20 protein-coding genes and 5 tRNA genes are annotated in these 16,824 nt (G+C 56.2%); 18 read left to right on the forward strand and 7 right to left on the reverse strand.

Annotated elements, in window-relative coordinates; genetic code table 11:
* Positions 1 to 135 precede the first annotated feature (135 nt).
* The 3 genes from B5E56_RS02110 (at position 136) to B5E56_RS02120 (ending at position 4,313) form a co-directional block, all read left to right on the forward strand.
* On the forward strand, positions 136 to 765 hold the full coding sequence (locus tag B5E56_RS02110; protein ID WP_087388239.1) for a TetR/AcrR family transcriptional regulator: 630 nt from the start codon (positions 136 to 138) through the stop codon (positions 763 to 765).
* 75 nt (positions 766 to 840) lie between these two features.
* Complete coding sequence (locus tag B5E56_RS02115) at positions 841 to 2,586, forward strand: ABC transporter ATP-binding protein (protein WP_087388241.1); 1,746 nt, start codon at positions 841 to 843, stop codon at positions 2,584 to 2,586.
* Positions 2,583 to 4,313: an ABC transporter ATP-binding protein gene (locus B5E56_RS02120; RefSeq protein ID WP_087388243.1), complete on the forward strand. Its 1,731-nt coding sequence runs from the start codon at positions 2,583 to 2,585 to the stop codon at positions 4,311 to 4,313. The genes B5E56_RS02115 and B5E56_RS02120 overlap by 4 nt, the downstream gene beginning before the upstream one ends.
* Positions 4,314 to 4,403: 90 nt before the next feature.
* Here the strand turns inward: B5E56_RS02120 and B5E56_RS02125 are convergent, their stop codons facing one another.
* Entirely contained in the window at positions 4,404 to 4,634 is a 231-nt protein-coding gene (locus tag B5E56_RS02125) for a helix-turn-helix domain-containing protein (RefSeq protein ID WP_040411886.1), read from the reverse strand.
* Between the two features lie 156 nt (positions 4,635 to 4,790).
* Between B5E56_RS02125 and B5E56_RS02130 the strand changes: the two genes are divergently transcribed.
* The 9 genes from B5E56_RS02130 to B5E56_RS02170 all read left to right on the forward strand — a co-directional run bounded on the left by B5E56_RS02130 (position 4,791) and on the right by B5E56_RS02170 (position 10,492).
* Positions 4,791 to 5,270: a hypothetical protein gene (locus B5E56_RS02130; RefSeq protein WP_087388246.1), complete on the forward strand. Its 480-nt coding sequence runs from the start codon at positions 4,791 to 4,793 to the stop codon at positions 5,268 to 5,270.
* Positions 5,271 to 5,557: 287 nt separating this feature from the next.
* Entirely contained in the window at positions 5,558 to 6,343 is a 786-nt protein-coding gene (locus tag B5E56_RS02135) for a ZIP family metal transporter (RefSeq protein ID WP_040411884.1), read from the forward strand.
* An 18-nt stretch (positions 6,344 to 6,361) separates the two neighbouring features.
* On the forward strand, positions 6,362 to 7,054 hold the full coding sequence (locus tag B5E56_RS02140; RefSeq protein ID WP_087388248.1) for a class I SAM-dependent methyltransferase: 693 nt from the start codon (positions 6,362 to 6,364) through the stop codon (positions 7,052 to 7,054).
* Between the two features lie 41 nt (positions 7,055 to 7,095).
* Positions 7,096 to 7,911 (forward strand): class I SAM-dependent methyltransferase, encoded by an 816-nt coding sequence (locus B5E56_RS02145; protein ID WP_087388250.1) that lies wholly within the window; start codon positions 7,096 to 7,098, stop codon positions 7,909 to 7,911.
* A gap of 24 nt (positions 7,912 to 7,935) precedes the next feature.
* Positions 7,936 to 8,769, forward strand: a complete 834-nt coding sequence (locus B5E56_RS02150; RefSeq protein ID WP_087388252.1) for a class I SAM-dependent methyltransferase — start codon at positions 7,936 to 7,938, stop codon at positions 8,767 to 8,769.
* A 128-nt stretch (positions 8,770 to 8,897) separates the two neighbouring features.
* On the forward strand, positions 8,898 to 9,497 hold the full coding sequence (locus B5E56_RS02155; RefSeq protein ID WP_087388254.1) for an MptD family putative ECF transporter S component: 600 nt from the start codon (positions 8,898 to 8,900) through the stop codon (positions 9,495 to 9,497).
* Position 9,498: 1 nt separating this feature from the next.
* Positions 9,499 to 9,822, forward strand: a complete 324-nt coding sequence (locus tag B5E56_RS02160; protein ID WP_242958737.1) for a hypothetical protein — start codon at positions 9,499 to 9,501, stop codon at positions 9,820 to 9,822.
* A complete protein-coding gene (locus B5E56_RS02165; protein ID WP_087187764.1) occupies positions 9,819 to 10,127 on the forward strand; it encodes a hypothetical protein in 309 nt (102 codons plus the stop codon). The genes B5E56_RS02160 and B5E56_RS02165 overlap by 4 nt, the downstream gene beginning before the upstream one ends.
* Positions 10,128 to 10,153: 26 nt before the next feature.
* Positions 10,154 to 10,492 carry a hypothetical protein gene (locus B5E56_RS02170; protein ID WP_087388256.1) on the forward strand — a complete coding sequence of 113 codons (339 nt, stop codon included), beginning with the start codon at positions 10,154 to 10,156 and terminating at the stop codon, positions 10,490 to 10,492.
* Between the two features lie 276 nt (positions 10,493 to 10,768).
* On the opposite strand, the gene B5E56_RS02175 is transcribed toward B5E56_RS02170, so the two are convergent.
* From B5E56_RS02175 to B5E56_RS02195, 5 genes are all read right to left on the reverse strand, one after another.
* Positions 10,769 to 10,844: transfer RNA gene (locus tag B5E56_RS02175), tRNA-Lys, on the reverse strand.
* A gap of 3 nt (positions 10,845 to 10,847) precedes the next feature.
* Positions 10,848 to 10,922: transfer RNA gene (locus B5E56_RS02180), tRNA-Gln, on the reverse strand.
* Positions 10,923 to 10,984: 62 nt separating this feature from the next.
* Positions 10,985 to 11,060, reverse strand: a tRNA-His gene (locus B5E56_RS02185).
* Positions 11,061 to 11,085: 25 nt separating this feature from the next.
* Positions 11,086 to 11,162: transfer RNA gene (locus tag B5E56_RS02190), tRNA-Arg, on the reverse strand.
* A gap of 3 nt (positions 11,163 to 11,165) precedes the next feature.
* Positions 11,166 to 11,239: transfer RNA gene (locus B5E56_RS02195), tRNA-Gly, on the reverse strand.
* A 170-nt stretch (positions 11,240 to 11,409) separates the two neighbouring features.
* Between B5E56_RS02195 and B5E56_RS02200 the strand changes: the two genes are divergently transcribed.
* Positions 11,410 to 12,072, forward strand: a complete 663-nt coding sequence (locus B5E56_RS02200) for an HD domain-containing protein (protein ID WP_087388258.1) — start codon at positions 11,410 to 11,412, stop codon at positions 12,070 to 12,072.
* A gap of 55 nt (positions 12,073 to 12,127) precedes the next feature.
* Here the strand turns inward: B5E56_RS02200 and B5E56_RS02205 are convergent, their stop codons facing one another.
* A complete protein-coding gene (locus tag B5E56_RS02205; protein WP_087187761.1) occupies positions 12,128 to 12,904 on the reverse strand; it encodes a hypothetical protein in 777 nt (258 codons plus the stop codon).
* A 220-nt stretch (positions 12,905 to 13,124) separates the two neighbouring features.
* Between B5E56_RS02205 and B5E56_RS02210 the strand changes: the two genes are divergently transcribed.
* From B5E56_RS02210 to B5E56_RS02230, 5 genes are all read left to right on the forward strand, one after another.
* Positions 13,125 to 14,162, forward strand: coding sequence for an FAD:protein FMN transferase (locus B5E56_RS02210; protein WP_087388259.1), 1,038 nt, complete (start codon positions 13,125 to 13,127; stop codon positions 14,160 to 14,162).
* Positions 14,143 to 14,544 (forward strand): NusG domain II-containing protein, encoded by a 402-nt coding sequence (locus tag B5E56_RS02215; RefSeq protein ID WP_087187759.1) that lies wholly within the window; start codon positions 14,143 to 14,145, stop codon positions 14,542 to 14,544. The genes B5E56_RS02210 and B5E56_RS02215 overlap by 20 nt, the downstream gene beginning before the upstream one ends.
* Positions 14,545 to 14,590: 46 nt before the next feature.
* On the forward strand, positions 14,591 to 15,100 hold the full coding sequence (locus B5E56_RS02220) for a Gx transporter family protein (protein WP_087388261.1): 510 nt from the start codon (positions 14,591 to 14,593) through the stop codon (positions 15,098 to 15,100).
* Positions 15,101 to 15,186: 86 nt separating this feature from the next.
* Positions 15,187 to 15,582, forward strand: coding sequence for a cytidine deaminase (cdd, locus tag B5E56_RS02225; RefSeq protein WP_087388263.1), 396 nt, complete (start codon positions 15,187 to 15,189; stop codon positions 15,580 to 15,582).
* Positions 15,582 to 16,742 carry a DUF362 domain-containing protein gene (locus tag B5E56_RS02230; protein ID WP_242958738.1) on the forward strand — a complete coding sequence of 387 codons (1,161 nt, stop codon included), beginning with the start codon at positions 15,582 to 15,584 and terminating at the stop codon, positions 16,740 to 16,742. The genes cdd and B5E56_RS02230 overlap by 1 nt, the downstream gene beginning before the upstream one ends.
* Positions 16,743 to 16,824 lie beyond the last annotated feature (82 nt).

Raw genomic sequence — 16,824 nt, forward strand, 5'->3', positions numbered from 1 at the left:
ACCGATAATCTGATTATCAATATAGCATCCCTTTCTGCCCCTGTCAAGGGGAAATCCTCTCTTGACAAACTCGCTCTTTGGTTGTATATTCAAAACATCGTTATAAAACACTGTTTTGAATTGTGAGGTGATACCATGGCAAAGCAGATCGAAGGGGTCTATGAAAATGTACTCCGCTGCGCCCGTCAGGAATTTTTGGAAAAAGGCTTTGCTCTGGCCTCCCTGCGGGACATCGCCAAAGCGGCGGGAACCAGCACCGGCTCCATCTATACCCGCTTTACTGACAAGGCGGGATTGTTCCGGGCCCTGGTGGAGCCTGCCGCGGGAGAGCTGAAGCGCCGTTTTTTGGAGATTCAGGAGTCTTTTCACCAGTTTGACGGCCCAACCCAGCAGGAGGAGATGGGGCGTTACACTGCCCATGCCCAGGAGGGACTGTTTGATTACATCTATGAGCACCTGTCGGAGTTTGAACTGCTGCTCCGCCGGGCCGCCGGGACGGAATATGCCCACTATATTGACGAGTTGGTGGAGATCGAAGTCAGTTACACCTACAAATACATGGAGGTCATCGGCTGTGAGAGCGTCCGCTCCGGTCAGGTCACCGAGGACTTGATCCATATCGTTACCACCGCCTACTTCAACGGAATGTTTGAGCCGGTGCGGCACCGCATGGATAAGGCCCGGGCGCTCCACTATGTCCGCCAGCTCAACCGCTATCACATGGCAGGATTTGAAACGATTTTTCATCCTGAAAACTTCCGGTAGTGCAAAAGGCCGCTTTCCCGGCGGCCTTTTCATAGAACCAAAGGTTAGCAGCAACTAACTAAAGGAGGCTTATTTATGCAGCAAACACAAAGCCCACTGCTGCGGCTGTGGCAGCTGGGCAAGGATCATCACGGCGGCCTGATCACCGCCATCTTCTGCGCGGTGGCGGGTGTCCTGCTGGGTCTGCTGCCGTATCTCTCGGCAGGGCACATCCTGGTAGCGCTTTTGACCGGGCAGCGGGACTGGAACTTCTATCTTCTGTGGTGCATGGTGGCCCTGGGGGGCTATCTGGCCAAAACCCTGCTTTACAATCTGGCACTTTCCCTCTCCCACAAGGCCACCTTCCAGATCCTGCGGGACATCCGGAAGATGGTTCTGTCCAAAATGCCTCGCTTACCCTTGGGAGATATTCTGGATTCCTCCAGCGGACGGCTCAAACAGATCGTGGTAGATCAGGTGGAGAGTATGGAGACGACGCTGGCTCACCTGCTGCCAGAGATGACCTCCAATCTGCTGGCGCCGGTATGCGTTCTCGTGTATCTGTTTACGCTGGACTGGCGTATGGCATTGCTGAGTCTGGTGTCCATTCCTGTGGGCATGGCTTTTATGATGGCCATTATGGGCAGCTATGGCAAGGACTATCAGGGTGCGGTGGAGACGACCCAGGCTATGAACGAGACCATTGTGGAGTACATCGGCGGCATTGAGGTCATCAAGGCCTTCAATCAGGGAAAGAACGCCTATGAGAAGTTCTCCTCCCGGGTACGAGCCAATGCTGCCTACTACTACAACTGGATGAAGAAATGCCAGTTTGGAATGGCGCTGGCCTATGCCATCGCTCCCACCACGCTTATTACGGTGCTGCCTGTGGGCTGGATCTTCTACACGGACGGCAGCTTGTCCGCAGAGGTATTTCTCACCACCACCATCCTGTCCATGAGCATTGTGGGACCTCTCATTGCCGCCATGGGCTTTGTGGATAATCTTGCCAAGGTGGGTACCATCGTAGGTTCGGTGGACGAGATCCTCCTGAAGCCGGAGCAGGATCACGGAACACAGCCGGCACAGCTGGGAAGACCGGATATCGCCTTGGATCATGTCTCCTTTGGGTATGCCCAGGACAAGGAGATCCTCCACAACATCTCCCTCACCATTCCGGCCGGCAGCCTCACCGCTTTGGTTGGTCCCTCCGGTTCGGGCAAGTCCACCATTGCCAAGCTCATCGCCGGTTTCTGGGATGTGACCGAGGGCCGCATTACCCTGGGCGGCGTGGAGGAAAGCCGTATCCCGCTGGAACAACTCTATGACCAGGTGGCCTTTGTTTCTCAGGACAATTACCTCTTTGACGATACCATCCGGGAAAATATCCGCATGGGCCGGGTAAATGCCACGGATCAAGAAGTGGAACAAGTCGCCAAAGCCGCCGGATGCGACGGTTTCATCCGCCAGTTGGAGCATGGCTATGACACCCGGGTGGGCGGCGGAGGCGCCCATCTCTCCGGAGGAGAGCGGCAGCGTATCGCCATCGCCCGGGCCATGCTGAAAAACGCCCCTGTGGTGATTCTGGACGAGGCCACCGCCTACATTGATCCGGAGAATGAAGCGGTGGTCCAGCGGGCAGTGGCAAAACTGGTGGAGGGTAAGACGGTCATCGTCATTGCCCACCGCCTGTCCACCATCACCGGCGCAGATCAGATCGTGGTGGTGAAGGATGGAAGCATCGAGGCACAGGGCAGACATGAAGAACTGTTGCGCCATTGCCCGTTGTACGCCGATCTGTGGCAGGCTCACATGGGCGCAAAGGAGGGAGAAACGGTATGATCGAGACATTCAGAGGTATCTGGCGGTTTGCCGGTGAGGAACAGCGCAATATCCGGCGCTCGGTGATCGCTTGCTTTTTCAATGCGGTGTTCCATATGTTTGAGATCGCCGCCATTTACTACACCATCCTGGCTCTGCTGGATGGAAAAACCGGCCATGCCACGGCGTGGCAGGCGCTGGGTCTGTTGGCAGTCAGTATTCTGGGCAGCGCCGTGACCAAGTATTTCTCCCAACTCCAGCAGACCCACGCCGGGTACTTCATGGCGGCCAATAAGCGCGTGGCCATCGGGCAGCGGATGAAATCCGTCCCCATGGGCTACTTCAACGACAACAGCCTGGGAGAGCTCACCGGGGTCTGCACCACTGTACTGGACAATGTGGAGACTGTGGCCCCCATGGTGTTGGTGACCATGCTGGGCGGGATGCTCAACGCTCTGGTCTTTACGGTGATGATCCTGATTTTTGACTGGCGGATCGGTCTCATTGTGGTGGCGGCCACAGCAGTTTATTTGTTCATCACCTCGGCCATGGAGCAAAAATCCGCCGCCCTCGCCCCGCACCGTCAGAAGTCCGAGGCCAAGTTGGTGGAGGCGGTGCTGGAGTATGTGCAGGGCATGAGCGTGGTGAAGTCCTTCAACCTCACCGGACGGGGTGACCGCACCTTGCAGGAAGCACTGGAATACAACTGCCGCAGCAACCTGAACATCGAAAAGATGTTCACCCCTTATATTATGGCGCAGGGGATCGCGCTCCAGCTGGGAAGCGTGGCCATGATGCTCTCAGCGGTATGGTTCTATCTCTCCGGAACGATGATTCTGGCCAACGCTCTGATGGTGGTCATCATGTCCTTCCTGGTCTTTGCTCAGATCTCCTCGGCGGGCAGCGGTATGTCCCTGCTGCGTATCGTCAGCAGCTGCATGGCCCATGCTGATGAGACGGATGCCATGCCTCAGCTGGCAGAGACCGGTCGGGTCGGCACGCCCAGGGATCACGGCATTACCTTCGACCATGTTTCGTTCTCTTATGACCAGCGGCCCATCCTGCGGGATGTATCCTTCACCATCCCGGACAGAACCACCACCGCCATCGTGGGCCCCAGCGGCTCCGGGAAAACCACACTGTGTAATCTCATCGCCCGGTTCTGGGATGTGGAGAGTGGCGCCGTCCTGGTGGGCGGTCAGAATGTGAAGGACTATACCCTGGAGGGCCTGATGGATCAAATCTCCATGGTATTTCAGAAGGTCTATCTCTTTGCCGACACGGTGGAAAACAACATCAAGTTTGGATGCCCCAATGCCACCCACGAGGAGGTGGTGGCCGCGGCGAAGAAGGCCTGCTGCCACGACTTCATTCTCACCCTGCCCCAAGGCTATGACACCGTCATCGGTGAGGGCGGTTCCAGTCTTTCCGGCGGCGAGAAGCAGCGCATCTCCATTGCCCGGGCTATCCTGAAGGATGCTCCCATCGTGATTCTGGATGAAGCTACCGCCAATGTGGATCCGGAGAATGAGGACCGGCTGCAGAAGGCCATCGAAGCCCTGACCCGGGACAAGACCATTCTGATGATCGCTCACCGGCTGAAGACGGTCCGTAACGCCGACCAGATCCTGGTGCTGGACGGCGGACAGATCGTTCAGCGGGGCACCCACAGCCAGCTCATGGCCCAGGAGGGCTTGTATCAAGCGTTCGTATCCGGCCGTAAAGAGTCCGGCCGGTGGAAGCTCTAAGAGGAGGAGCGCCTAAACCATCATGAAAAGAGGAGTGCCGCCACCGGATACATTCCGGTGGCGGCACTCCCTTTCTTTTTACAATGTTAATCAGTCGTCCTCCAACAGTTTGGAGGGCTGAATCTTCAATACTTGGGCAATTTTGAACAGGGTCTCCAAGGATACACCCCGAATTGTTCCTGTTCCTTCTACCTGGCCGACAAAATTAACACTTTTTCCGATCCGTTCAGCAAGAACCTCCTGTGTCAATCCCGCCTTTTTTCTGTAATAGGCAATTTTTAAGCCCAGAGTGATATATCGTTCCGGAAACTCTGTCTGCATCACTTCACCTCCCGACATTATGCTACCAACAGAGCAGGTAAAATATAATTGAAACCAATTAGAGGATTATTTACTTGAAGTAAATGTATATATATAATAAGAGGTGAAACATATACTTAAGGGAGCTGTTGGTCAGAAAATGCCAACGAGAACGACATGGATCTATTTACCGTCAGTTTCTTTGGACATCGGATCGTTCCGGAATTTTGGGAAGCGGAAGCGCGTGTGGAGTCGCTGATCCACACATTGCTTTTGGAAAAGGAATATGTGGAGTTTCTGGTTGGCCGTAACGGAGACTTTGATCAGATTGTTTCTTCTGCCGTCAAGCGCCAACAGCGCCGTGTGCGGGATGGCAATAGCGCCCTGATTTTGGTACTTCCGTATCCGACGGCAGAGCTGCGGGACAATTTGGAGAACTTTGAAGCATATTATGATGAAATTGAACTGTGCAGCGCCGCCGCTGGCAGCCATCCGAAGGTTGCCATTCAGATTCGCAACCGGCAGATGGTGGATCGAAGCGACCTTGTGGTATTCTGTGTGGATCATTCCAGCGGCGGAGCATATCAAACTCTGCGTTACGCCCAGAGAAAGAAAAAAGAAATCCTGAATCTCGCACACTTTGAAGGTTGCGGGTGAGAGTTTGCGTAACACTCTACACAGCTGATAGGAAAATTAACTGTCCCTAACAGAAAATGACTTGACTGGTTAGCGATAGCTAACTATAATCAAGCATAGAGTATCATACCTTTTGAAAGGCGACTATGGAAAAATGTAAAATTGATAAGGGCTCTGTACCGGAGATTCTTATACAGTGTTCGGTTGCACCTGTTAGCCACTGGCAAAGCTGACCGACAGATCGATGTGCCTCCGAATCATCCGGATCGACTTTGCAGAAAACCACTGCGGCAAGATTGGAGGAGAATATGCCGATTGAACTATGGCAAGGGCTACTGATTCCCTTTGCCGGGACGACGCTGGGGGCGGCCTGCGTCTTTTTTATGCGGAACAATTTGGGTGAGATGGTACAGCGTGCGCTCACCGGCTTTGCGGCGGGGGTCATGGTGGCGGCTTCCATCTGGAGCCTGCTGCTGCCCGCGATGGAGCAGGCAGCGGACATGGGGCGGTGGTCCTTTGTCCCCGCCGTTGTGGGTTTCTGGCTGGGAATCTTTTTCTTGCTGGGGCTGGATCGGCTGATCCCGCATCTGCACCGCGGCAGCGCGGAGGCCGAGGGCATCAAAAGCAGTCTTGGAAAAACAACCATGCTGACCTTGGCTGTGGCGCTGCACAATATTCCGGAAGGAATGGCGGTCGGGGCGGTCTATGCCGGGTGGCTCTACGGAGACAGCGGTATCACGCTGGCGGGGGCGCTGGCTCTTTCTCTCGGAATTGCCATTCAGAACTTCCCGGAGGGCGCGATCATTTCCATGCCCCTGAAAGCGGAGGGGGTCTCCAAATCCCGCTCCTTCCTGTATGGGACGCTGTCCGGCGCAGTGGAGCCCATAGGTGCGATTCTGACCATCCTTCTGGCGGGGATTTTGGTTCCGGTACTGCCTTACGCCCTGAGCTTTGCCGCCGGAGCGATGGTCTATGTGGTAGTGGAAGAATTGATCCCGGAGATGTCAGTGGGAAAGCACTCCAATATAGGGACTATTCTGTTTGCAGTCGGTTTTACCCTCATGATGACGCTGGATGTGGCGCTGGGTGCTTGAGTGAGTGAAGGTGAAAAAATGGGACAAGAAGAGCGGATTCAAAACGCCTACCGGGGATTGGGAGGCAAACGGACATTTTATGATGGCATGATCACCTGTTCCACCCTGTCAGGCCGAGCGGTATGCCGCCTGATATGGGGAATGGATCGGGCGGAAACCCAGGACTACCTTTCCGCCGCCCTTTCCGGAATACCGGAGGGGTTTTCCGGAAGACTGCTGGAAGTCCCCGTGGGTACCGGCATACTGACCATGCCCCTCTATCGGGAAATGCCGGAGGCGGAGATCACCTGCCTGGATTACTCGCCGGAGATGCTGGAGCGGGCAAAATCCCGGGGCGAGGGACTTGCCCATGTGCGCTTTCAGCAGGGGGATGTGGGGGCGCTGCCCTTTGGGAACAGCAGCTTCGACATCGTGCTCTCGCTCAACGGCTTTCATGCGTTCCCGGACAAAGAGGCCGCTTGGCGGGAGATCTTTCGTGTACTGCGGCCCGGCGGGACCTTCTGCGGCTGCTTCTATGTGCGGGGACAAAACCGCCGCACGGACTGGCTAATCCGCAGGCTGTATGTGCCAAAGGGCTGGTTCACCCCGCCCTTTGAGACGGCGGAGAGCCTGCGGCGGCGTCTGGAGGAAACATTCGGGCCGGCAAAGGTTCGCACCGTTCAGGGCATAGCCTCTTTTGTCTGCCGGAAGGCGAAGGAGAAACACCCGTAAACGAATTGTACACAAATATTGAACAACAGGAGGAAAATCAAATGCAGCAAAAGCGTAATCAACAAGCAGAAATTCGTCTCGGCAGTCACGGCGAAGACTACGGGAGCTGGATGTCCAATCCCGTGTTCTATATTATCGGCGGCATCACGGCTCTGGCCGTGGTTTTGGCCATACTCTCCTTTTCGGTGTTCCACATCACAGCTCTCGGCGTTCTGTTCTCAGTTGTTACGGCGGCGCTGGCAGCCCTGCTGGTCTGGATCACATGGATCAGGCGCCAGTATGCCTTTGGCGGCGGCGGGATTATGGAACAGGTTCACCGGGTCGTTCTCTCTCATCTGGACTATGACGGCCAGGGCAGTCTCTTGGAAGTCGGCTGCGGCTCCGGAGCCCTGTCGATCCGTGCGGCCCTAACCTGGCCGGAGACAAAGGTCACTGGCATGGACTACTGGGGAGCTGTTTACAATTACAGCAAGGCCCTCTGTGAGAAAAACGCTGCAAGTGAAGGTGTGGCCTCCCGGTGTGTATTCCAGCATGGCGACGCCAATCATCTGGATTTCCCCGATGAGAGTTTTGATGCGGTCATCAGCAACTATGTCTACCACAATGTCATGGGAGCCGATATGCACAAGCTGCTGCTGGAGAGCCTGCGGGTGCTGAAAAAAGGCGGCGTCTTCGCTCTGAATGATGACATGAAGCCCAGGCTGTACGGCGATATGGATGCCTTTGCGCAAAAGCTGCGGGAGATGGGCTATCAGGATGTCCGGCTCATTGATACCGCAGAAGAAGCTTTCGGCTCCCACCGCCGGGCTGCCATGATGATGCTGGGATCTTCCCAGCTGCTTGTCGGCAGAAAGTAATTCGTCAAAACGGGAGGGCTGACCATGTCCAAGTTGGGCGTTGTGGAGGACACATTGTTTGTCCCCATGCTGGGCAGGCTCTATGCCAGCGAGCACTGCCCGCAGATCTTATACGATGGGAAGGCGCTGGAGCTGAAGGAGAAGCTGCCTTCCAGCCTGCCGGAGCAGGACGGACAGAACCAGTATACTCTGCTGGCCTCCGCCGCCCGGTCCGCCAATATGGATCGGTACATCCGGGCGTTTCTGGAGCGCAGGCCGGACGGTGTGATCGTTCAACTCGGCTGCGGTCTGGAGACGGCCTATTACCGCTGCGACAATGGAAGGTCGCACTGGTATACCGTGGATCTGCCCCATGTGGTGGAGTACCGGCGAGAGCTGCTGCCGGAGCCGGAGCGGGAGACCTATCTCGCCGGAGACGCCTTTGCCGAGGACTGGATCAGGCAGATCCGCGCCGATGTGCCGGATGCTCCTATTCTGGTCACCGCCGGCGGCCTGTTCCACTATTTTGAGGAAAGCAAGGTTGTGGGCCTCCTGCGGATGCTCACGGGGTTTGGAGAGATTGAAATCGTCTTTGATACCGTGAGCAAAAGCGGTATGGCCATGATGCGGAAAAAGTACATGAAGCAAGTGGGCCACGGAGATGCGCAGATGTTTTTCTATGTGGATTCCGCATCGGTGCTGGCCGGAAAAATCGGCAGTGGGGTCAGGGTGCTGGCTGAGGAGCCTTATTACCGCCATATCACCCGAACCGGATTGAAGCTGTCCACCAAGGTCAGCATGGCAGTTTCGGACCGATTCTGTATGGTGAAGATGGTACATCTCTGTCACAGCGCTAAATTCCATGACCAAACAGGATAAAGTCGTCCAATCGGAGCGGAAAGAACTGCGATGTGCCGCTATACTCAGTAAGGAGGGGCGCGCTGAGCGCCTTTTCTCAGAAATAATGGTTAGCATAATCTAACCACATGAATGGAGAGCGGTACATCATGAACACGCAGAAAAAAGGGATGACGGGAAAGGACATCATTACGGTGGGAATTTTCTCCGCCATCTACTTTGTCATTAACTTTGCTTTTATGCTTCTCAGCGGTCTGCATCCTCTGCTTTGGATCTTGATGCCTGGCCTGATCGCCATATTTGCGGGTATCCCATTCCTGATGATGTGTACTAAGGTGCCAAAGACCGGCGCAGTGGTCCTGATGGGCTTTATTACGGCCTTGATCTACTTTGTTACTGGCCAATTTACGGTGGTGATTCTCATTGCTTTTGCGGTGAGCTGCATCCTGGCGGAGCTTTGCCGGATCTGTAGCCATTACCGGTCTTTCCGTGGTAATGCTCTGGCCTATGTGTTTTTCTCGCTGGGGATGATCGGCTCCCCGCTGCCTGTCTGGATCATGCGGGACAGTTTTCTGGCGCAGATCAGCCAGCAGGGAATGCCGGAAGCCTATGTCTCTACCTTGGCAGCATTGACCTCCCCGGGTATGATCGTGGTTCTGGTGGGGGCTCCTATTGTAGGAGCGATACTGGGTATCCTGCTGGCCAAGGGAATGTTCCGCAAGCACTTTGAGAAGGCGGGGATTCTGTAACATGGAGGAGGCACGGCGCTGTTTGGTGTTCGACCCCAGGGTGGGTCTTGCTCTGCTGGTTTTCGCCAATCTGGCAGCCTTTAGTGAGCAACCTTTTTGGATGGAAATGATATGGATCGGTTTTCTCCTGCTCCTGATGCTGCTCCATCGCTGCTTTGCCATGGTGGGGAAAAGCCTCTTGATCTTCGGAGGAATCCTGTGCCTGCAATACTGGATTCTGCCGGCTGCGCCGGGATGGGTTGCTACCAGCTTCTCTATTTTTGCCAACTATGCCCGCCGAATGATGCCTTGCCTGATGCTCGGCTTTCTGATGATAAAGATTTGATTTCCCGTATCTCCGCCGCCATAGATAGGAACAAGGCAACGGCGGAATACCAGGCAGCAAGAAAGGAAATGCTTTCCGATCTCCCCGAACTCACAAAGGAAAGCGCCCGCGTTGGCCGGTTGTATTCATGGCCCGGCGGGTGGATCAGGCTGACCCGCGTATATCGCCTAACCGAACAGGAGGCAAACGAAAACGCGCTTCTTTACCTGGATAGATGGGAAGGCGTTGACCATACCGGAATGACCCACGGCGCAGCTTTTCACGATGGCGATACGCTAAAAACCACAAAAAATTGGAAGATTTAATCTTTTCTAAAACAGGAGGATGTTTTATGACCTGGCAAGAACTTTTTGCCCATAGCTGGAGAGGTGACGAGGCCGAGATCAAGATCTTTGACCACCTGCGCCGCCCGGACAAGCTGACCGACACCGACGGCGTAGCGCTGTACGACCGTAGCGCCGCCGGAACCATCCAGCGTATGGAGGAGGCGCTGGAAGCCCTCAAGGGCTACCGGCAGGCCCTTGCAGAGCGGTACGCGGTCCTTGCGACTATGCCTTATAAACTCCGCCTTGACCTGATCCGGCACAAAGGATGGTATGACAAGCGCGTGACCTACACCCTGCGCCTGGTCCGTGTCTATGAGGACGGCCACGAAGATACCGAGCACTAGACCAAATACCCCGGAACCGAGCGCCGCGCAGCTATCAGCGCTTTTGAGGCTATGCAGAAGCAGCGACCCGGGATCGAGTGCAATATGGACATCAGTAAAAAGAGCTGGGAGCGCTAACTGCTCTCAGCTCCGTGTGTAACGGCGTGTGCAATTTTTGCATCTGAACCAGGTTTTTAATTACAGAAATCGGAAACGCACAATGTAAAACGGAATCGCTCTTTCCGTTGCAAGAGTAAGAAAAAACCCTGTAGCCGTGAAGCTACAGGGTTTTCTTTTTGGTGACCCGTCGGGGATTCGAACCCCGGACCCACTGCTTAAAAGGCAGTTGCTCTGCCGACTGAGCTAACGAGTCATATGGCTGGGATGGCTGGGCTCGAACCAGCGAATGCGGGAGTCAAAGTCCCGTGCCTTACCACTTGGCTACACCCCAACATGGCTGGTCAATAGCAAAGGGGCCGGAGCGGACGCTCCGGCCCTTCCGCCATGCGTTTATGGGGTGGGTGACGGGACTCGAACCCGCGACACTCGGAACCACAATCCGATGCTCTACCAACTGAACTACACCCACCATATGGAAAAACCGAACGGGAAAATGGCACGCCTGAAGGGACTCGAACCCCTGACCCACTGCTTAGAAGGCAGTTGCTCTATCCACCTGAGCTACAGGCGCGTATGGAGCGGGTGATGGGAATCGAACCCACGCGACCAGCTTGGAAGGCTGGGATTCTACCATTGAACTACACCCGCATGGGCGCTGACTGTTGTTAAGTACGTCAGCCAGAATATAGTAGCATACCATTTGCTATTTGTCAACGCTTTTTTACACAGTCCAGAAAAATTTTTCTCCAACTTGCAAAACAGGCCTTCCTTGGTTATGATGAGAGAGCAGGCTATCTGGCAGAGGAGGAAATCCCGGTATGAAAATCAGTTATCAGATGGTACGCCAATCGGAAGAGATCCGCACCTATATCACACAGGCTGACCATTCGCTGTCGGCACTGGGTTTTACAGAACACAGCTTTGCCCATGTGACACGCTGCGCTGAGGTCGCTGCTGACATTCTGGTCCAGCTTGGTTATGATGCTCATCAGCAGGAACTGGCCCGCATTGCTGGTTTTATGCACGACATCGGCAACGTGGTCAACCGCCACGATCACGCCCAAACCGGCGCGGTTATGGCCTTTCGTATTTTGGATAAGATGGGAATGGAACCGGCAGATGTAGCCGCTGTCATCACCGCCATCGGCCATCACGACGACTCTACCGCCTTCCCGGTCAATCCTGTGGCCGCCGCCCTGATCCTTGCTGACAAGACAGACGTGCGCCGCAGCCGGGTCCGCAACAAGGAGCACCAAAGCTTTGACATCCATGATCGGGTCAACTACGCCGCCGAGCGTTCCGATCTTTCGCTGGACAAGGATGCGGGTACCATTACCCTGACTCTGACCATCAATACAGAGTTCTGCGCTGTTATGGACTACTTCGAGATCTTTTTAGAGCGGATGCTTCTGTGCCGCCGGGCGGCCGAGCACCTGAGTCTCCAGTTCAAGCTGGTAATCAACGGTCTGGCTCTTCTGTAATAAAAAAGCCCGGTTCGGCCTTTGCCGAACCGGGCTTTTTTATTCTTTCACACAATCACATGAGACGCACAGTGTAGTAGACCGCCAAGATCAGCAGCCAAGCTACCAATACGCCGTACAGCAGTGCCAGGGCCCCCAGCACACACGCCGCGATTACCACCACGGCGACCAGGGCGCAGGTCACATAGAGCATGGCATAGTTCGCGTTCTTGGGCAGGATTTCCTTGCTCTTACCTTTGATGTTCCACACACCCTTGTGAGCCTGGAGCATCCGGAAGCACACGGCGGCAACCACAACGATCACGGCCAGTACAGCCAGATAGCCATATCCCACCAGAGGACTGCTGGCAGCCTGAGCAGCAACCTTAACGCCCAGCAGGCCCAAAGCACCGAGTACCGCAGCAAAGAAAAATTCCCGCTGGTAGAGATAGTAAATCAGCGCCAGCACGGCTACCGCAGGCACCGCGATGTACAGGAAATTGATGCCCTTGTCATAGAAGTAATGAATGACCACCGCACACACGGCCAGCACCAGAGAAATCCCGGTCAGGACCCCCGGCAGACAAAGAGAACGGCCTGCACGCCAGAATACCAGGGTCCAAATCAGCAAAACCACGAAGCAGATCGGCAGTACAATGGACAATACATTGAACATTCCCTGAAGGGCTACCGCAATATAGACCTGTTCAGTGGTAAAGTTTACATATACCTTGTTCAGCAGAAGGAGCAGAGCCTCCAGCACCACAGCGCCCAGAATCCACCAGAGGACCTTAGTCAGAACGATGTCTTCTTCCCGTGCGCGCTGGGCTTTCTGTTGTTCTTTCTTATTCATGTATCCATCTCCTGTGGCAAAGTGTTCGGCAGATATGGCGAACAACCCTGAATCATCAATCCCATATAGTTTATCAGAATCTGCCGCATATTGCAAGTCAAGAATCCCTTTTCTCTTTTCAATCGTGAAAAACTATGCTAGAATAAGGTCTGCAAAAAAGTCCGAAACCGCGGCGCCATCGGTCTTTGGCGGAGCCGCACCATGCAGAATGGAGTCAATCATGAAGCGTTTTCTTCCTTTCCTTTGCTGCCTGCTTTTCCTGGCTGGCTGCACCGCCCCCTCTGCCGATGCGGAACCTGCACAGGTCCAGTTCTTTTCCATGGACACCGTCATGTCCATCCGTGTATATAACGAAGGCGGCGAAGATGCCATCCAGGCCGCCCGGCAGGAGGTCGAACGTCTGGACAAGCTGCTTTCCCGCACCAATCCGGACAGCCAGATCTCTCTTCTCAACAGCCATGCCGGAGACGGTACCCTGATCTCTTTGGATGCCGAGGTGGCAGATCTGCTGTCCTTTGCCAAATCAGTTTCTCAGCTGCTGCCCGGCTGCTTTGATATCACCATCGCGCCTGTGATGGACGCCTGGGGCTTTACCAAGGAGGAGCGCCACGTTCCTTCAGCTGAGGCTCTGGCCGACGCTATGTCTCTGGTGAACAGCGAAGCCCTCATTGTGGATGAGGCCTCCTCCTCTGCCCGACTTGAGCAGGCAGGTATGGAAGTAGACCTGGGCGCAGTGGCCAAAGGCTTTGCCGCCGGCCGGGCGGACGCCGTACTGCGAGAGTATGGCGTTACTTCTGCTCTGCTGGATCTGGGCGGCAACGTCACCGCCATTGGCAGTAAGCTGGATGGTTCCGCCTGGCAGGTGGCGGTCAAAGACCCGCAGAACACCTCGGAGGCTCTGTGCGTCCTCTCTCTGGAAGATCAAACCGCCTCCACCTCCGGCGGGTATGAGCGCTATTTTGAGGAAAACGGTCAGACCTATCACCACATCATCGATCCCAAAACCGGCTATCCCGCCGACAGCGGTCTTTTGTCTGTGACGGTGATTTCCTCCGACCATATGCTGGCCGACGCTCTCTCCACCACCCTGTTTGTAGCCGGTCCGGAGGAGGCGCTGGACTTCTGGCGCAGCAGGGATGATTTTGAGCTGGTGCTGTGTACGGAGGACAACAGGGTAATCGTCACCGAAGGTCTGGAGGCGGGCTACCGCCCCGCCGGTGAGGATCGGGGGTATACCTATGAGATCGCCCGCCGCTGATCGCCGCCGTCCCACCCTGTGGGACGGTCTGGTCGTACTGGCTGTAGTGGCTTTCGCGGTACTTCTGGTATTCCTGCTGCGCCCTGCAGAGGGCAGCGCCGTCACCGCCGTCATCACCCTGGATGGCGAGACAGTGGCCCAGTATCGCCTGGATCAGCTGTCCCAGCCGGTTACGCTGGATGTGGAAGGGGCAGCCTACCCCCTCACCATCCGGGCGGAACAGGGCCGTATCTGTATTGAACACAGCGACTGTCCCAGTCAGGACTGTGTGCGTACCGGCTGGATCAGCCGCCCGGGGCAGCAGATCATCTGTCTGCCCAATCGGCTGGTCATCTCCCTGTCCGGTACGGAGCCTGAACCCTTTGACGCGGTAACAGGCTGAAAAGTTCCCCACCTGCGTTTCTTTTTTCCTGGAAGGAGGTTCGCCTGTGTCTGTTTCCCTCCGACGGCTCACCCGCTCGGCAGTCCTCACGGCCCTGGCCCTGGCTCTCTCCGTGGCGGAGGGCCTGGTCCCACTGACCATTCTTTTCCCCCTTCCCGGCCTGCGGCTTGGCCTGGCCAATCTGGTCACCGTGTACGCCCTGTGCCGTCTGTCCGGTCGGGAGGCTCTGCTGATTCTCATTGCCCGCTGTCTGCTGGGTTCCCTGCTGGGAGGCAACCTGATGGCACTGGCCTTCTCTCTCACCGGCGGTCTGCTGGCCCTTGGTGTCATGGCCCTGCTGCTGCGGCTGCCCGGCCTGTCCCTGTTCGGCGTGTCCATTGCCGGCGCTGCCGCTCACAATACCGGACAGATCCTGGCTGCTATGGTCGTGTTGGGCACTCCCGCTCCTCTGGTTTATCTGCCCCCCCTGCTGCTGTGCTCTCTCATCACCGGAACGGTCACCGGCGGAGTCTCCATTCTGCTGGTCCACCGGGTCCCCTTTCCCGGAAAGGTATGAATGGTAGTTGTCACACCTGAAAAAAGGTGGTAAAATGAGAACCCAATCTCATTTTACCACCTTTTTATTTGTCAGGAGGGATTGCTATGACCGACCGGGAACTGGTGGATCTGGCCTTTACCATGTTGGAACGCTCCTATGTCCCCTACTCTCATTTTCCTGTGGGCGCCGCCCTGCTGTGCGCCGACGGGACGGTATTCACCGGCTGTAATGTGGAAAACGCCGCCTACGGCTCCACCATCTGCGCCGAGCGCACCGCTCTGGTCAAGGCGGTGAGCGAGGGCCACCAGGATGACTTTGTCCGGTTGGCTGTGGTGGGCAACTCCACCGACTACTGCTGGCCCTGCGGTGCCTGTCGTCAGATGCTTTACGAATTTGCTCCCGACCTGACGGTTCTGGTGGGCCGCTCTGACCGGGACTTCGTTCGCCTGCCCCTCCATGAGCTGCTCCCCCACGGCTTCGGGCCCAAGTCTCTGGCGTGATGGGAAACCAGGTTTACGTCGTCTCCTGCACCGATTACGCCAAAGCGGAGACTGCGCTGCGGAAAACGGTGGAGCGGATGGGCGGAATTTCCCGGTTTGTCCAGCCGGGTGAGCGCATCCTGCTGAAGGCCAATCTGCTCCGCCCCGTCCCGCCGGAAGCAGCGGTTTGCACCCACCCGGCGGTGATCGGCGCTATTGCCAAGCTGATCCGGGAGGCCGGGGGTACTGCCGTCATCGCAGACAGTCCCGGCGGCGCGCTTCAAAAGGAATCGGTACTCCGCAATCTGTACGAAAAGACCGGCACGGCCCAGGCTGCTCAGGAGTCCGGTGGCGAGGTCTGCATGGACCCCTCCGCCCGTTTAGTAGAGCTGCCGGAGGGAAAGGTGCTCCGGCAGGCCGAAATCATCTCCCCCGCTCTGGACTGTGACGGCATCTTTGATCTGTGCAAAATGAAGACCCATGTCTTTATGGGCATGACCGGCGCGGTCAAAAACAGCTTCGGTCTGATCCCCGGCCTGACCAAGGTGGGTTTCCATGGCTCTCACCCGGATCAGGCCCAGTTTGCCCAGGTGCTGTTGGATCTCATTGGCTTTATGAAGCCCCGCCTCAGCGTCATGGACGCCGTTCTGGCCATGGAGGGGGAAGGTCCCGGCTCCTCCGGTACGCCCAGACAGGTAGGCCTGCTTCTGCTCTCAGATAATCCTCTGGCTCTGGATGTGATCGCCGGGGAGATTATGGGGCTGCCCCGAAACAGCAACCCCGTTTTGCTGGCAGCGGAGGCCCGGGGGCTGTCTCCCACCCGTTGGGAGGATGTGGAGCTGATCGGCGCCCGTCTGGATGACTTGCGCATCCCGGACTATAAATTTCCTGCCAACGTGCGGAGCAATCTGATGGAGTTTCTGGGTCCCCTCACCGGCGCTGCCGGGCGGCTGTGTAAGAGCCTGCTGTCCCAGACTCCCAGGGTACAGTCCAAGGTGTGCGTGGGGTGCGCCATCTGCAAAAACGCCTGTCCCGGCAAAGCCATCACCATGACCGGCCCCGACGGCACAGCCAAGATCCACCCCCGCTCCTGTATCCGCTGCTACTGCTGTCATGAGTTGTGCCCCCACAAGGCGGTAAAGCTGAAACGCAGCTGGCTGGGCAAGCTCTTAGGCAGCTAAATGGCGGCATTTAAATTTTTTGAATATTGCACACAAAACAGGATATGCTAACAGCGGTATCTCAATTTGGAGGAGGCAGCAT

Origin of the sequence: Flavonifractor sp. An112, from assembly GCF_002161085.1 — a bacterium.
Taxonomy (GTDB): domain Bacteria; phylum Bacillota; class Clostridia; order Oscillospirales; family Oscillospiraceae; genus Flavonifractor; species Flavonifractor avicola.

Excerpts from the sequence above, each read along its gene's own strand:
- B5E56_RS02140 (WP_087388248.1), top strand. The coding sequence starts at position 6,362 with ATGGGACAAGAAGAGCGGATTCAAAACGCCTACCGGGGATTGGGAGGC.
- B5E56_RS02150 (WP_087388252.1), top strand. The coding sequence starts at position 7,936 with ATGTCCAAGTTGGGCGTTGTGGAGGACACATTGTTTGTCCCCATGCTG.
- B5E56_RS02130 (WP_087388246.1), top strand. The coding sequence starts at position 4,791 with ATGGATCTATTTACCGTCAGTTTCTTTGGACATCGGATCGTTCCGGAA.
- B5E56_RS02135 (WP_040411884.1), top strand. The coding sequence starts at position 5,558 with ATGCCGATTGAACTATGGCAAGGGCTACTGATTCCCTTTGCCGGGACG.
- cdd (WP_087388263.1), top strand. The coding sequence starts at position 15,187 with ATGACCGACCGGGAACTGGTGGATCTGGCCTTTACCATGTTGGAACGC.
- B5E56_RS02170 (WP_087388256.1), top strand. The coding sequence starts at position 10,154 with ATGACCTGGCAAGAACTTTTTGCCCATAGCTGGAGAGGTGACGAGGCC.
- B5E56_RS02110 (WP_087388239.1), top strand. The coding sequence starts at position 136 with ATGGCAAAGCAGATCGAAGGGGTCTATGAAAATGTACTCCGCTGCGCC.
- B5E56_RS02200 (WP_087388258.1), top strand. The coding sequence starts at position 11,410 with ATGAAAATCAGTTATCAGATGGTACGCCAATCGGAAGAGATCCGCACC.
- B5E56_RS02120 (WP_087388243.1), top strand. The coding sequence starts at position 2,583 with ATGATCGAGACATTCAGAGGTATCTGGCGGTTTGCCGGTGAGGAACAG.
- B5E56_RS02155 (WP_087388254.1), top strand. The coding sequence starts at position 8,898 with ATGAACACGCAGAAAAAAGGGATGACGGGAAAGGACATCATTACGGTG.
- B5E56_RS02115 (WP_087388241.1), top strand. The coding sequence starts at position 841 with ATGCAGCAAACACAAAGCCCACTGCTGCGGCTGTGGCAGCTGGGCAAG.
- B5E56_RS02215 (WP_087187759.1), top strand. The coding sequence starts at position 14,143 with ATGAGATCGCCCGCCGCTGATCGCCGCCGTCCCACCCTGTGGGACGGT.
- B5E56_RS02145 (WP_087388250.1), top strand. The coding sequence starts at position 7,096 with ATGCAGCAAAAGCGTAATCAACAAGCAGAAATTCGTCTCGGCAGTCAC.
- B5E56_RS02160 (WP_242958737.1), top strand. The coding sequence starts at position 9,499 with ATGGAGGAGGCACGGCGCTGTTTGGTGTTCGACCCCAGGGTGGGTCTT.
- B5E56_RS02125 (WP_040411886.1), bottom strand. The coding sequence starts at position 4,634 with ATGCAGACAGAGTTTCCGGAACGATATATCACTCTGGGCTTAAAAATT.
- B5E56_RS02210 (WP_087388259.1), top strand. The coding sequence starts at position 13,125 with ATGAAGCGTTTTCTTCCTTTCCTTTGCTGCCTGCTTTTCCTGGCTGGC.
- B5E56_RS02230 (WP_242958738.1), top strand. The coding sequence starts at position 15,582 with ATGGGAAACCAGGTTTACGTCGTCTCCTGCACCGATTACGCCAAAGCG.
- B5E56_RS02205 (WP_087187761.1), bottom strand. The coding sequence starts at position 12,904 with ATGAATAAGAAAGAACAACAGAAAGCCCAGCGCGCACGGGAAGAAGAC.